We start from the raw sequence: 14,472 nt of genomic DNA, 5'->3' as shown, positions 1-14,472 counted from the left end.
TGCCGGGCCCCTGTGCCGGCCTGTCCGGACCCTCAACCGGAGAAGCCGACATGCGCGAGCCGCAGTGGGCCGCGCAGCCTGAGGTGTACGTCGTGCACGTCGGCGGCGGAGATCTCGACGCCGGTGGTCGTGTAGGCGTACGGTCCCTCCGTCGCGCTCAGGGTCAGTACGGCGAGCAACGGGCCTCCGTCCAGGGAGACTTCCACGGTCCCTTCGCCCGCCGCCTCGACGGTGATCTCCGTGACGCCGCTGCCGAAGTCGCAGTCCCGGTAGACGAGTTCGCCCGCCGTGCCGTCCACCGGTGTCACCGCGTCGCCCGACACCTTCGTACGGTCGACGATCTCGGTGTCCCGCTGCTCGTCGAAGTCGGCGGCGTTCAGGCCGAGTTCGCGCACCGGGCGGGGGACGGCGGGCTCGCCGCCGAGTTCGACGGTGGTGCGGAGCCGGATGTCCTCGCTGGACGCGCCGACGAGCAGTTCGTAATCACCCGGCTCCAGGCGCGGGCGGCCGTGTGCCACGTCCCAGAACTCGAAGGCGGAGAGGGGGAGTTCGAAGGTGAGGTCCGTCGAGGCGCCGGGGGCGAGGTGGATCCGGCGGTGTGCCGCCAGCTCGCGGCGGGGGCGCGGGACGGACGGGGTGACGGCACGGGTGTAGAGCTGGGCCACCTCGTCGGCGGCCACCTCGCCGGTGTTGGTGACGGTGCAGGAGATCGTCAACGCGTCCGCGTGTTCGCGCACGTGAAGAGCGGTGTACGCGAACGACGCGTACGACAGGCCGTGTCCGAACGGGAACAGCGGCGTGCCCTCGAAGTACAGATAGGTCTGCCGGCCGCCGATCACGTCGTAGTCGAGGAGGCCGGGCAGGTCGTCGTCGGAGGCGTACCAGGTCTGCGGGAGGCGGCCCGCGGGGGAGACGTCACCCGCCAGGACGCGGGCCAGGGCGGTGCCCGCCGACTGGCCGCCGTGCGCGGTCCACAGGACGGCCGGGAGGTCCCCGGCGTCCACCGCGTACGGGTACGCGGAGACCAGGACCAGGGCCGTGTTCGGGTTCGCGGCGCGGGCGGCGCGCAGCAGGCGCTCCTGCTGGGCGGGGAGGCGCAGCGTCGTGCGGTCCTCCGTCTCGCGGCCGTTGATGTGCGGGTCGTTGCCCGCGACGACGAGGACGACGTCGGCGGCGGCCGCCGTGCGCGCCACCGCGTCCTCGCCGCGCTCGCTGAACTCCAGCTCGAAAATTTCCGGGTTCTCGGCGGCAACCTTCACGCCGTCGGCGGCGACAGAGACGTACCTGCCCGTCCCTGCGTGCTTCAGGAGGTGACCGTTCTCATGGGATTCGGAGGGTTCCAGGCGGAATGTCTCCTGGACGACCCAGCCACCCGGCTGGTCGGCGGAAGCGCGGACGTAGCCGTCGTCGGCGACCGAGAGGTAGCGGCCGTCCGGGGCGCGCAGCGTCAGGACGCCCTCGCCCCAGTCGATCAGCGCCAGTTCGGTGCCGGCGGCGTCGGCGGTCAGCGGGGGCAGGTCCGTGCGGCCCGCCAGCAGCGCCGGGTCGAGCGCGCCCTCCGCGCCGCGCACCTCTTCGGCCGCGTCGTCGGCGGTGGGCACCGACAGATACGTACCGTACGACGTCCTCAGGCGTACCCGGTCCACGCCCTCGGCGAAGTCCACGCGCTCGGCGCCGAAGCGCTCGTACAGGCCCTCCAGAGGGGTCGAGCGGTGCAGGAGCGTGCCGCTGTACCAGTCGAGCTTGCACTCGTCGGCGAGCAGTCCGACGACGGCGATCCGGGCGTCCGGGGCGAGCGGCAGCAGGCCGTCGTTCCTGAGCAGCACGATCGCCTGCTCCGCCGCCTCCTGGGCGAGCCCGCGGTGGGCCGGGGTGTCGAAGTCCTTGGTGTCGGCGTAGGGGTCCAACTGCGGGTCGAACTCGCCCAGCTGGAAACGGATCGCCAGCTGGCGGCGGACCGCCGCGTCGATGTCGGCCTCGCTCAACAGGCCCTGGACCAGTGCGCCCTGCACACGTTCGACGATCTTCGAGCTGTCCGTGCCGTGATCGGTGAAGCTGTCGACCCCGGCGAGGATCGCGGCCGCGGTCGCCTCCTCGTGGGTGTCGAAGTAGTGCTCGGAGTCGACCAGGTTGGAGGGCGCGCCCGCGTCCGAGCAGACAAGCAGCTCCTGGCCGGTCCAGGCGCGCAGATGCTCGCGCAGATACGGCGAGACGTGGTTGGGGCGGCCGTTGACCAGGTTGTACGCGGGCATCACACCGGCCACCGCGCCCGCCTCGACCGTCTCGCGGAAGGCGCGCAGGTCGTACTCGTGCAGGACGCGCGGGCGGACGGACGAGGAGGACGTGTCCCTGTCCGTCTCGTTGTTGTGCGCGAGCCAGTGCTTGAGGACCGGTGCCGTGCGCCAGTAGTCCGGGTGGTCGCCGCGCAGGCCGCGCGTGTACGCCGTCGCGATCGCCGAGGTCAGCTTGGGGTCCTCCGAGTAGCCCTCCTCGTTGCGGCCCCACAGGGGGTGGCGCAGCAGGTTGACCGTGGGGGACCAGACGTTGAGGCCCACGCGGTCGTCGCGGGCGCGCATGGCGCGGGTCTCGGCCGAGACGGCCTCGCCGACCCGGCGTACCAGGTCGTCGTTCCAGGTCGCGCCGAGCCCCACGGCCTGCGGGAACACCGTTGCCGGGCCCATCCAGGCCACGCCGTGCAGGGCCTCCTGGCCGGTGCGGAAGGCGGCGACGCCGAGCCGCGCGACGGCGGGCACGAACTGGTGCAGGAACGCGATCCGTTCGTCGAGTGTGAGCCGCGCCAGCAGGTCGTCGATGCGCTTCGCGAACGGCAGTCGCGGATCGCGGAAAGGCGGCGTAGGCGGCGTTTGTGCGGTCACGTGGTGATCCCTTTGAGATGGAGCGACGGGGCGCTTTCGAAGCGCTTCGATGCTCATTCGACCGAGGGGTGGGTGTCAAGACGCCCAGGCGCAACAACTCCGTTTCCTCATCGACATTTCAAGTGTCAGACGGAAGGGGCGCATCCCCCGATACCTCCGAGGAATCTTGGAATCGACTCTTGTGCACCCCCACGCGTTCACTTAACCTCGCAGCAACATCGAAGCGCTTCGACTAACGGGACTGCCACCTCACGTGCGTAATCCTCCGAGGACCGCTTCAGCTCAGCCAGTTCCACTCAAGACACCGCAGCCGACGGCTCCACCGCCGGGTGTCCTGCTGTGCGCCATGAAGGGTTGACGCAATGACGCCGAACTCCGCCACCTCCGCTCCCAGCCGGAGAAGCTTCCTCGCCTCCACGGCGGTCGCCGCGGCCGCCGTGGCGGGCGGAATGCCGCTGCTCGCCGCCTGCGGCGGTGGGAACGACGGGAACAAGGAGGGCACCACCTCCGGGAAGGATGCCCAGAAGATCCTTCCGACGTTCGTGGCGTCGAACGTCGTGACGCCCGACCTTCCGACGAAGAACGGATCGGCGGCGGGGTTCACCGCGGCGATTTCCCTGGCCGGACTGAAGACGTCGGTGCCGAAGAAGCTGGGCAGCGGTGGCACGCTGAAGATCATGTCGCCGATGTGGGGCACCCCGCCGGCCAACGACAACGCGTACTACACGGCCATGAACGAGGCCATCGGCGTCAAGACCACCTGGCAGAACCAGGACGGCAACACCTACGACGAGAAGCTGGGCGCCATCCTCGCCTCCAGCGACATCCCGGACGTGGTGGTCGTCCCGGGCTGGAACCTGAACGGCAAGATACCCAGCGCCATCAACGCCAAGTTCGCCGACCTCGGCCCCTACCTGTCCGGCGACAAGGCCAAGGACTACCCGAACCTCGCGGCCGTACCGACCGATGCCTGGCAGCGCTCCATCTTCGGCGGCCAGCTGCGCGCGATCCCGATGCCGGCCTCGTACGTCACGAACATCACGCCCTTCTACCGCAAGGACATCTTCGCCAAGAAGGGCTACACCCTCCCCAAGACTCCGGACGAGTTCCTGTCCTGGGCGAAGGAGGCCACCAACGCCAAGGCGAAGGTGTGGGCCTGCGACGACCTCAAGTGGACGGCCCTCAACATCTACGGCGTCCTCAACGGCAGCGACAAGGCGCTGTGGTGGGATCTGCGGGACGGCAAGCTGGTCAACCGCATCGAGACGGACGAGTACCTCGAAGCCCTGGAGTGGATGCGCAAGCTCTACGCGGCCGGTGTGGTCCACCCCGACGCCAAGGCCGTCAAGGGCGACGCGTCCAACCGGTTCACCGCCGGCCAGTCCCTCGTCTTCAACGGTGACATCTCCTACTGGTACGGACTGACGGCCGAACAGAACACCCAGAAGACCGACTTCGAGATCGGCGCGTTCGACATCTTCGGCCCCGACGGCGGCGACCCCACGCTGTGGGCGACCCAGCCCGCGGGCATCTTCACCTTCGTCAGCAAGAAGGCGTCCAAGCAGCAGATCAAGGACTTCCTCGCGCTCGCCAACTACTGCGCCGCGCCGTACGGCACCAAGGAGTACATGCTCACGGTCTACGGCGTCGAGGGCACCGACTACGCGCTGAAGAACGGCCTGCCCACCAAGACCACCAAGGGCACCAACGAGGTCAACGGCGCCTTCGACTACACCGGTGACCCGGCCGCGTACCTCGCCCACCCCGACCTGCCCGAGATCGCCAAGCTCCAGGTCGAGTGGCAGCAGCGGATGGGTGCCTTCACCAAGAAGTCCTCCTTCTACGGGCTCACCATCACCGAGCCCAACCGCTGGACCAACCTCGCCAACGACTTCGAGCAGCTCGAGGACGACATCGTCCGCGGCCGCAAGAAGATCAGCGACATGCAGCAGGCGGTGTCCGACTGGAAGAGCAAGGGCGGCGACGGTCTGCGCGCCTGGTACAAGAAGCTGCTCGACGACAACGGCTCCACGGCCAAGTGATCCAGGGCTGAGGCAAGGAGAAGGCCGTGTCCCACAGCACGGTGCCCCGGAGCAGGTCCGAGGCGAAGACGAGTAAGAAGACGCCGGGCGATGATTCGGCGGGCGGAAGCGCCGAGAAGGCCGCTGGAAAGCGAGCCGGGAAGCGGGCCGGGAAGCTGAGTTTCCGGCTCCGGTTCAGACGCGACCGCACCCTGATCCTGATGACGCTGCCTGCTGTCGCGCTAGTCCTCGTCTTCACCTACATACCGGTCCTGGGCAATGTTGTCGCCTTCCAGGACTACGACCCGTACCTGAGCGACAACGGCTTCGTCGCCATGTTCGAGAGTCCCTGGGTCGGCTTCGACAACTTCCAGCGGATCTTCGCGGACTCGGCCTTCTGGCACGCGGTGCAGAACACCTTCGTGCTGTTCTCCCTCCAGCTGGTGCTCTACTTCCCGATCCCGATCCTGCTCGCGCTGCTCATCAACAGCGTGGTCAGGCCCCGGGTCCGGGCGGTCGCCCAGGCGATCATGTACCTCCCGCACTTCTTCTCGTGGGTCCTCGTCGTCACCGTCTTCCAGCAGATCTTCGGCGGCGCCGGCATCATCGCGCAGACCCTGCGGCAGCACGGGCACATGGGCATCGACCTGATGACCGACCCGGGGATCTTCAAGTTCCTGGTGACGGCCGAGGGCGTCTGGAAGGACGCGGGCTGGGGCATCATCGTCTTCCTCGCGGCCCTGTCCTCCGTATCGAATGATCTGTACGAGGCCGCCGCCATGGACGGTGCCGGGCGCTGGCGGCGGATGTGGCACATCACGCTGCCCGCCCTGCGCCCGGTGATCGCCCTGCTCCTGGTGCTCCGCGTCGGCGACGCGCTCACCGTCGGCTTCGAGCAACTGCTGCTCCAGCGGGACTCGGTGGGCCCCGGCGCCTCCGACGTCCTGGACACCTTCGTCTGGTGGAACGGCATCCGCAACCAGGACTTCAGTTACGCCGCTGCCGCCGGACTCATCAAGGGCATCGTCGGCCTGGGACTCGTGCTGACCGCCAACAAGGTCGCCCACCTCATGGGTGAGCAGGGGGTGTACAAGAAATGACCGCCGTCATCGACAAGCCCGTCGACAGGGCCGCCGACAAGCCGAGCCGGTGGGCGGCACCGCCCCGGCCGCCCTGGGACGAGGAGCCGAGCAAGGCGGGCCTCGCGGGCAAGGGCCTCGCCCTCGGCCTCGCCGCCTTCGCGATCCTCTTCCCCCTGTGGATCGTCATCGTCACCAGCCTCCAGTCGAAGAAGACCATCGACGCGGCCGGCGGCCTGGTGGTGATCCCCAAGGGCATCACCTTCATCGCCTACAAGGAGCTGCTCACCGGCGGCCAGGTGCAGCGGGCCGCCATGGTCAGCCTGGGTGTGACACTGATCGGCACGCTGTTCAGCATGGCCGTGTCGGTGCTGTGCGCGTACGGCCTCTCGCGCGTCGGATCAACCGGCCACCGCTGGTTCCTGATGCTGCTGCTCGCCACGATGTTCTTCGGCGCCGGTCTCATCCCGACGTACCTGCTGGTGCAGGCCCTGGGGCTGACCGACAGCTATCTCGCGCTGATCCTCCCCAGCGCGGTGAGCGTCTTCAACATCCTGGTGCTGCGCTCGTTCTTCATGGGGATCTCGCCCGAACTCATCGACAGCGCCCGCATCGACGGTGCCGGTGACTGGCGGATCCTGTGGAAGATCGTGATGCCGCTCTCGCGGGCCGTGCTCGCGGTGATCTCCCTCTTCTACGCGGTCGGCTACTGGAGCGCCTGGTTCAACGCCTCCATCTATCTCACCGACCAGGACATGATGCCGCTGCAGAACGTCATGATCCAGCTGGTGCAGAAGCAGGAGCGTCCGGTCGGCCTCGCCACCCAGATCAACACCGGTCAGCTGTCGCCGCTCGCCATCCAGATGGCCGTCATGGTCATGGCGCTGCTCCCGGTCGCGATCCTCTCGCCGTTCGTCCAGCGGCACTTCAAGAAGGGCATGCTCACCGGGGCCGTCAAGGGCTGACGCGCGTCAGCCCGCTGTCCCCGGGCCCCTCGACTCCGCCACGGTGCCGCTCCGCGGGGTGCGCCGGAGAACTGCGGGCCAGTTGGACCTTCGGGTCGTTCGTGGCCTGTCGCGCCCACGCGGCGGAGCCGCAAATGTCACAGCCCCGCGCCCCTGACGGGGCGCTGTCCCCCCGCCCGTCACAGGGCGCCCCCGCCTCTGCCAACCCCTCCCCCAAACGAGGTATGTCATGCGCACGCCCCGCCTGAGCAGACGAGCCGTCCTCGCCGCAACCGCCGCCACGGCCGCGCTCACCACCGTCCCCGCTCTGGGGGCCCAGGCGTACGCCGCCGAAGCCGCCGCCACGGACGCCGCCCCGGCGTACCGCTGGCGCAACGCCGTCATCGGCGGCACCGGCTTCGTCACCGGTGTGCTCTTCCACCCCGCCGTGCGCGGACTCGCCTACGCCCGCACCGACATCGGCGGCGCCTACCGCTGGGACGACCGGGCCGCCCGCTGGACCCCGCTCACCGACCACCTCGGCTGGGACGACTGGAACCTTCTCGGCGTCGAGGCGCTCGCCGTCGACCCCGCGCACCCGGACCGGCTGTACGTGGCCCTCGGCACCTACGCCCAGTCGTGGGCGGGCAACGGCGCGGTGCTGCGCTCCGAGGACCGCGGCACCACCTGGACCCGCGCCGACCTGGACGTGAAGCTCGGCGCGAACGAGGACGGCCGCGGCGCCGGTGAGCGTCTCCTCGTCGACCCGCGCGACAGCGACACCCTGTGGCTGGGCACCCGGCACGACGGCCTCCTCAAATCGACCGACCGCGGGGCGACCTGGGCGGCCGTGACCGCTTTCCCGGCGAGCGCGAGCTCCTCCGGGCAGGGCATCACCTTCCTCGTCGCGGCCGGGCGCACCGTCTACGCGGGGTGGGGCGACGGCGACGGCACCTCGGGCACGGTGAACCTGTACCGCACGGCCGACGGCACGACCTGGGAGGCCGTACCCGGGCAGCCGTCCGGCACCTCCGCCAAGGTTCCGCTCCGCGCCGCGTACGACGCGCGCACCCGCGAGCTGTACGTGACGTACGGCAACGCGCCCGGCCCCAACGGCCAGTCCGACGGCAGCGTGCACAAGCTGCGCACCGCGACCGGCACGTGGACGGACGTCAGCCCGGTCAAGCCCGGGGGAACGACGTCCGACGGTTCCGCGGACACCTTCGCCTACGGCGGGGTCGCCGTCGACGCCTGCCGTGCGGGCACCGTCGTCGTCTCGACCAACAACCGCTGGGCGGACGGCGACACGGTGTTCCGGACCACCGACGGCGGCCGTACCTGGACGTCCCTCAAGGACACAGCTGTCTTCGACGTGTCCGAGACTCCTTTCCTCAACTGGGGCATCGACAAGCCCAAGTTCGGCTGGTGGATCCAGGCGGTCGCCGTCGACCCGTACGACTCCCAGCACATCGTGTACGGAACCGGCGCGACCCTCTACGGCACCCGCGACCTCAAGAAGTGGGCACCGCAGATCCGCGGCCTGGAGGAGACGGCAGTGCGCCAGCTGATCTCGCCCCCGGCCGGGGAGGCGCATCTGATCAGCGGACTCGGGGACATCGGCGTGATGTACCACGAGCGGCTCACGGCGTCTCCGTCGCGCGGCATGGCGGCGAACCCCGTGTTCGGGTCGGCGACGGGACTCGCGCAGGCCGCGGCCAAGCCGTCGTACGTCGTCCGCGCGGGCTGGGGCGACCACGGCAACGGCGCCTACTCGAACGACGGCGGGCAGACCTGGGCGCCCTTCGCGGCCCAGCCCGACATCGCCAAGGACGCACCGGGGCCGATCGCCACCAGCGCCGACGGCAGCACACTGCTGTGGTCCTTCGTGCACTGGGACGGCACGAAGTACGCAGCACACCGCTCGACGGACAACGGCGCGACCTGGTCCGAGGTCTCCTCCTTCCCGAAGGGCGCCACGCCGGTCGCCGACCCGGCCGACCCGACGCTCTTCTACGCGTACGACACCGACACTGGAACGCTGTACGCCAGCACTGACGGTGGCCGTTCGTTCACGGCCCGTGCCGGTGGACTGCCCTCCGGCGACAGCCAGTTCAAGCTGGTCGCGGCGCCGGGGCGCAGCGGTGACCTGTGGCTGAGCGTGAAGTGGAACGGGCTGTACCGGTCCACCGACGGCGGCGCGAGCTTCGGCAAGGTCGCCAGCTGCTGGGCCTCGTACACCCTCGGCTTCGGCAAGGCGGCCGACGGCGCGGACTATCCGGCGATCTACCAGGTCGGCTCCACCGAGACGATCACCGCCGTCTACCGCTCCGACGACGCGGCGAAGACCTGGGTCCGGATCAACGACGACGCCCACCAGTGGGGCTGGATCGGCGAGGTCATCACCGGGGACCCGCGTGTCCACGGCCGCGTCTACCTCGGCACGAACGGGCGCGGCATCCAGTACGGGGAGCCGGTCTGATGCCTCAGCTCAGTGACGCCACCCGCGGCCGCATCCTCTTCGGCGGCGACTACAACCCCGAGCAGTGGCCCGAGGAGACCTGGCACGAGGACGTACGCCTCATGAAGGAGGCCGGCGTCAACTCGGTCACCCTCGGTGTCTTCTCCTGGGCGAAGCTCGAACCCCGCCCCGGGGTTCGGGAGTTCGGCTGGCTGGACCGGCTGATGGACCTGATGCACGAGCACGGCATCGGCGTGGTCCTCGCCACCCCCACCTCCTCGCCCCCGCCCTGGATGGGCCGCCTGCACCCCGAGACGCTGCCCCGGGACGAGGAAGGGCGCATCGAATGGTGGGGCGGCCGCCAGCACTTCTCGCACTCCAGCGCCACCTACCGCCGCTACGCCGCCGCCATCACCGAGGACCTGGCCGCCCGCTACGGCAGTCACCCCGCCCTCACGATGTGGCACATCAACAACGAGTACTGCACCTTCGACTACGGCGACGAGGCGGCCACCACCTTCCGCCGCTGGCTCCAGGACAAGTACGGCACCATCGACGCCCTCAACGAGGCCTGGGGCACGGCCTTCTGGAGCCAGGGCTATGACAGCTGGCACGAGATCCTGCCGCCGCGCCACGCCCACTACATGAAGAACCCGACGCACGTTCTCGACTTCAAGCGCTACACCTCCGACATGCTCCTGGAGTGCTACGTCGCCGAGCGGGACATCGTCGCACGGCACACCCCGCACACCCCGGTGACCAGCAACTTCATGCCGATGTGGACGGGGCAGGACGCGTGGAGGTGGGCCGCAGAGGAGGATGTCGTCTCCGTCGACATCTACCCGGACCCGCGTGACCCCTTCGGCGCCCAGAACGGCGCGTTCATCCAGGACATGACCCGCTCCCAGGCCGCGGGCGGCCCCTGGATGCTCATGGAACAGGCGGCCGGACCGGTCAACTGGCGTGGTGTGAACCACCCCAAGCCGCGCGGCCTCAACCGCCTCTGGTCCCTCCAGGCCGTGGCGCGCGGTGCCGACGCCGTCTGCTACTTCCAGTGGCGGCAGTCCCGGCAGGGCGCGGAGAAGTTCCACTCGGGAATGGTCAGCCACGCGGGGGAGCGGGGGCGCACCTTCCAGGAGGTCAAGCAGCTCGGTGCCGAACTCGCCCGCATCGGCGGCAAGGTGGCGGGCGCCCATCTGCCGTCCGACATCGCGATCCTGCACGACTGGAACTCCTGGTGGGCCGGCGCGCAGGAGGGCCGCCTTTCCTCCGAGGTCGACTACCCGCAGGTCGTACGGGCCTGGCACCGCGCCCTCTGGGAAGCCCACCTCACCACCGCCTTCGCGCACCCCGAGCACGACCTCTCGGCGTACAGACTCGTCGTCGTACCGCAGCTGTATCTGCTCACGGACGCGGCGATCGACAACCTTCTCTCGTACGTACGAGGAGGCGGCACCCTCGTCTGCGGCTTCCTCACCGGCATCGCCGACGAGGACGACCGGGTGCGGCCCGGTGGCATGGACGCCCGGCTGCGGGAGCTGTTCGGCATCCGCACGCTGCACGAGTGGTGGCCGCTCGACGCCGGCGAGACGGTCGACGTCGAGGGCTTCCGCGGCACCCTGTGGTCCGAGGAGATCGAGGCCGAGGACGCCGTCACGGAGGCCGTGTACAAGAGCGGCGAGCTGGACGGCCTTCCGGCCGTGCTGCGCAGGGGCCGGGCCTGGTACCTCTCCACCCTTCCCGAGCCCGGGGCGCTGCGGACGCTGCTCGCCGGTGTCGCCGAGGACGCGGGCGTGCGGCCGCCGCTCGACAACCTCCCCGCCGGGGTGGAGGCCGTACGACGTGGTGGGCTGCTCTTCCTGCTGCACCACGGGAGCGACACGGTGACCGTGCCGGTGCCCGGACGCCGTCGTGACCTGCTGACCGGCGAGTACGTCACCGACGCCGTGGAGCTCGGCCGATACGGCGTCCTCGTACTGGAGGAAGCGCCGTGAGCGACCCGGTGCTGGGCACCTGGGAGCCCCTGCCCGCCGCCCGCTGGGAGGACGCCTTCCTGAGCGGGAACGGCACACACGGCGCCATGGTGTTCGGTGATCCGAACAGTGACCGGGTCATCGTCAATCATCACGCCCTGGTGCGGCCGAACGGCAGCGAGGACGCGCGTCCGCCCGCCCTCGCCGACCGGCTCGCCGACGTACAGGACCGCTTGCTGGCCGGAGACGTCACGGCGGGGGAGGACTTCACCGACGGCCGGCCGCTGCTGTGGGTGCAGCCCTTCCACCCGGCCTTCCAGGTGCGGTTGCGCCGCCCCGCTGCGGAGTGGCGTGCGTACCGGCGCGAGGTCGACTTCACCACCGGCGTCGTCGGCGCCGACTGCGGTGGCTGGCGCAGCGAGGTCTTCGTCTCGCGCGCCGACGACGTCGTCGTCCAGTACGTGACCGAGTCCGCGCTCACCGTCGACGTGACCCTCGACCACCGACTGCCGGGCACGCCGGGCGACTTGGCGGTGGGGCACAGCGCCGTCCTCACCCCCGAGGGCGCCCTCCTCACGCTGCGCGCCCGCTACCCGGACAGCGACCGGGCGTACACGGGAGTGACGCTCGCCGTGGTCAGCGGCGGCCGGACCCGGACCGCCCTGCCAGGGATACGCGTCGAGGGCGCGCGCTCGGTGCTCCTGCTCACGCGGGTACGGCGGCACAAGGGGGAACTGGACGCGCTGGCCGAGGCCCGCGCGCTGCGCGCCTTGCTGCCCGACGCCGACGCCGACGCCGACGAGGATGCGTACACCCAGTACACCCACCTCCTCGCCCGCCACACCGCCCTCCACCGCCCCGCCTACCTCCGCACCGCCCTCGACCTGAACGCGGACCACGCCGAACGCGCCCTGCCCGGCTCGGAGCTGGTCCACCGCCCCAAGAGCCCGGCCCTCCTGGAGCGGCTCTTCGCCGCGGGCCGCTACCACCTGCTGTCCGCCGCCGGGACGCTGCCGCCACGTCTGACCGGCCTGTGGACCGGCGACTGGGACACCGCATGGTCGGGGGCCTTCACCACCGACGCCAACCTCAACCTCCAGACCGCGTCGGCAGCGGCTGCCGGGCTCCCGGAGGTCACCGAAGCCCACGCCGCCCTGGTCCACGGCCAGTTGCCCCACTGGCGTGACAACGCCCAAGCGGTCTTCGGCACCCGTGGCGTCGTCGCCCCCGCGCACACCGACGGTGAGTCCGGGCACATCTACCACCTCAGCCGCGAGTACCCCCTGCACGTGTGGACCGCGGGCGCCGACTGGCTGCTCAAGCCACTGGTCGACCACGACGAGACACGCGGCGAACGCGACCCGCGTCTCGGCGAAGCGCTCGCCGAAGTCGCGTACTTCTACGAGGACTTCCTCACCCGGACCGACGACGACGGCCACCTCGTGATCGTGCCGTCGTACTCCCCGGAGAACCGGCCCGCGAACGCGAGCTGGGTCACCCTCAACGCCGCGATGGACCTCTCCGCGGCCCGCCACGCCCTGCGCACGGCGGCCGACTACCACCCCGGACCCGACGCCGAACGCTGGCGCTCGCTCGCCGACCGGCTGCCGCCGCACCGCGTCAACGCCGAGGGCGCGCTGGCCGAGTGGGCCCGGCCCGGCCTCGACGACACCTACGACCACCGCCATCTCAGCCACCTCTACGGCGTCTGGCCGCTCGACGAGATCAACCCGTACGACACTCCCGGACTCGCCGAGGCGGCGCACCGCGCCCTCGAACTGCGCGGCGCCGAGAACGACTCCGCGCACGGCCACCTCCACCACGCCCTGGTGGCGGCCCGGCTGCGCGACGGCGACCGGGTGGCGGCGGCCCTCGGCAACGTCCTCGCCGGGGACTTCTTCCACGTCTCCCTGATGAGCGGGCACTACCCCAACCGCCACGTCTACAACGCGGACGCCGCCCACACGCTGCCCGCCGTGCTCATCGAGATGCTGATCCAGTCCACGCCGGAGCGGCTCGTCCTCCTCCCCGCCCTCCCCGCCGCGTACCCGAGCGGCGAACTCCGCGGCATCCGCACCAGGTTCGGCGCCGAGGTCGACCTGACGTGGAGCCCTCGCGGCGCGACGGCCGTGGTGAGACCGGCGCGCACCGGCCGCATCGATCTCAGGACTTCCTCCGGAGCGCGACCGCTCTCCCTGCGCGCCGGAGAAGACTGCGTCCTCACGCTGGGGCCGCAGTAACACCCGCAGTTCCCCCCACCCATGGAAGGGACACCATGGCACGTCGCACTCTGAACAGGATCACCAAGGCCCTCATCGCCCCCGCGCTCGCGCTCGGCGCCACCGTCGGCCTCGCCTCCGCCCCCGCACAGGCCGCCGTCTGGAGCTCCTGCGACCAGTGGGGCAACACCACCCTCAACGGGTACACGCTCTACAACAACATCTGGGGCTCCGGCGCCGGCACCCAGTGCATCTGGGCCAACTCCGGTACGAACTGGGGCGTCAACGCCAACCACCCGAACACCGGCGGCATCAAGTCCTACCCCAACTCCAAGAAGTACGTGGGCAAGACGATCTCCGGCCTGGGCTCGCTGACCAGCACGTACAACGTCACCGTCCCGTCGTCGGGCGCGTACAACACGTCGTACGACATCTGGGACACCGACTACGACTACGAGACCATGCTCTGGGTCAACTACAACGGCGCCGTCGGCGCGCTCGGCACCTCCCAGGGCACGCTCACGCTCGGCAGCAACACCTGGACCGTCTACAAGGGCAACAACGGCGCGAACGACGTCTTCTCGTTCCTGCGCACCTCGGACTCGACGTCCGGCACCATCGACATCCTCCCGATCCTGAAGTGGATCGCGAACACCAAGGGCTGGATGTCCAGCAGCGAGACCATCGGCGACGTCCAGTTCGGCTTCGAGATCACCTCGTCGTCCGGCGGCCTGGACTTCACCACCAACAACCTGACGGTCAGCAGCAGTTGATCCACGCGTGAAAGTGGGGGCGGTCTCCCCGCAGGGGGAACGTCGCACCCCGCCCCTCGTTCCCAGGCAGGGTCTCCTCTTCCCTCCAGAACAACCATGGGGCGTTCAGCGGGGTGTCGCCCGTGCCAA

At 70.1% G+C, this 14,472-nt stretch carries 8 protein-coding genes; 7 read left to right on the top strand and 1 reads right to left on the bottom strand.

Going from position 1 to position 14,472, the window contains the following annotated elements; all coding sequences use genetic code 11:
- Window positions 1-32: 32 nt before the first annotated feature.
- A complete protein-coding gene (locus ACZ4WS_RS35510) occupies window positions 33-2,876 on the bottom strand; it encodes a glycoside hydrolase family 3 C-terminal domain-containing protein (RefSeq protein ID WP_467986968.1) in 2,844 nt (947 codons plus the stop codon).
- 362 nt (window positions 2,877-3,238) lie between these two features.
- Between ACZ4WS_RS35510 and ACZ4WS_RS35505 the strand changes: the two genes are divergently transcribed.
- From ACZ4WS_RS35505 to ACZ4WS_RS35475, 7 genes are all read left to right on the top strand, one after another.
- On the top strand, window positions 3,239-4,918 hold the full coding sequence (locus ACZ4WS_RS35505) for a type 2 periplasmic-binding domain-containing protein (RefSeq protein WP_467986967.1): 1,680 nt from the start codon (window positions 3,239-3,241) through the stop codon (window positions 4,916-4,918).
- 26 nt (window positions 4,919-4,944) lie between these two features.
- Complete coding sequence (locus tag ACZ4WS_RS35500) at window positions 4,945-5,997, top strand: ABC transporter permease (protein WP_467986965.1); 1,053 nt, start codon at window positions 4,945-4,947, stop codon at window positions 5,995-5,997.
- Entirely contained in the window at window positions 5,994-6,941 is a 948-nt protein-coding gene (locus ACZ4WS_RS35495) for a carbohydrate ABC transporter permease (RefSeq protein ID WP_467986964.1), read from the top strand. Before ACZ4WS_RS35500 ends, ACZ4WS_RS35495 begins: the two co-directional genes overlap by 4 nt.
- A 229-nt stretch (window positions 6,942-7,170) precedes the next feature.
- Window positions 7,171-9,399 carry a WD40/YVTN/BNR-like repeat-containing protein gene (locus ACZ4WS_RS35490; protein ID WP_467986963.1) on the top strand — a complete coding sequence of 743 codons (2,229 nt, stop codon included), beginning with the start codon at window positions 7,171-7,173 and terminating at the stop codon, window positions 9,397-9,399.
- Window positions 9,399-11,372, top strand: coding sequence for a beta-galactosidase (locus ACZ4WS_RS35485; RefSeq protein ID WP_467986962.1), 1,974 nt, complete (start codon window positions 9,399-9,401; stop codon window positions 11,370-11,372). Before ACZ4WS_RS35490 ends, ACZ4WS_RS35485 begins: the two co-directional genes overlap by 1 nt.
- Window positions 11,369-13,591 (top strand): glycosyl hydrolase family 95 catalytic domain-containing protein, encoded by a 2,223-nt coding sequence (locus ACZ4WS_RS35480; RefSeq protein ID WP_467986960.1) that lies wholly within the window; start codon window positions 11,369-11,371, stop codon window positions 13,589-13,591. Before ACZ4WS_RS35485 ends, ACZ4WS_RS35480 begins: the two co-directional genes overlap by 4 nt.
- A 35-nt stretch (window positions 13,592-13,626) precedes the next feature.
- On the top strand, window positions 13,627-14,343 hold the full coding sequence (locus ACZ4WS_RS35475; RefSeq protein WP_467986959.1) for a glycoside hydrolase family 12 protein: 717 nt from the start codon (window positions 13,627-13,629) through the stop codon (window positions 14,341-14,343).
- The last annotated feature ends 129 nt before the right edge of the window (window positions 14,344-14,472 follow it).

It is taken from the genome of Streptomyces sp. NPDC029292 (assembly GCF_055569295.1).
This window is presented reverse-complemented; position numbering and strand designations above follow the sequence as displayed.

Excerpts from the sequence above, each read along its gene's own strand:
- ACZ4WS_RS35505 (WP_467986967.1), top strand. The coding sequence starts at position 3,239 with ATGACGCCGAACTCCGCCACCTCCGCTCCCAGCCGGAGAAGCTTCCTC.
- ACZ4WS_RS35490 (WP_467986963.1), top strand. The coding sequence starts at position 7,171 with ATGCGCACGCCCCGCCTGAGCAGACGAGCCGTCCTCGCCGCAACCGCC.
- ACZ4WS_RS35475 (WP_467986959.1), top strand. The coding sequence starts at position 13,627 with ATGGCACGTCGCACTCTGAACAGGATCACCAAGGCCCTCATCGCCCCC.
- ACZ4WS_RS35495 (WP_467986964.1), top strand. The coding sequence starts at position 5,994 with ATGACCGCCGTCATCGACAAGCCCGTCGACAGGGCCGCCGACAAGCCG.
- ACZ4WS_RS35485 (WP_467986962.1), top strand. The coding sequence starts at position 9,399 with ATGCCTCAGCTCAGTGACGCCACCCGCGGCCGCATCCTCTTCGGCGGC.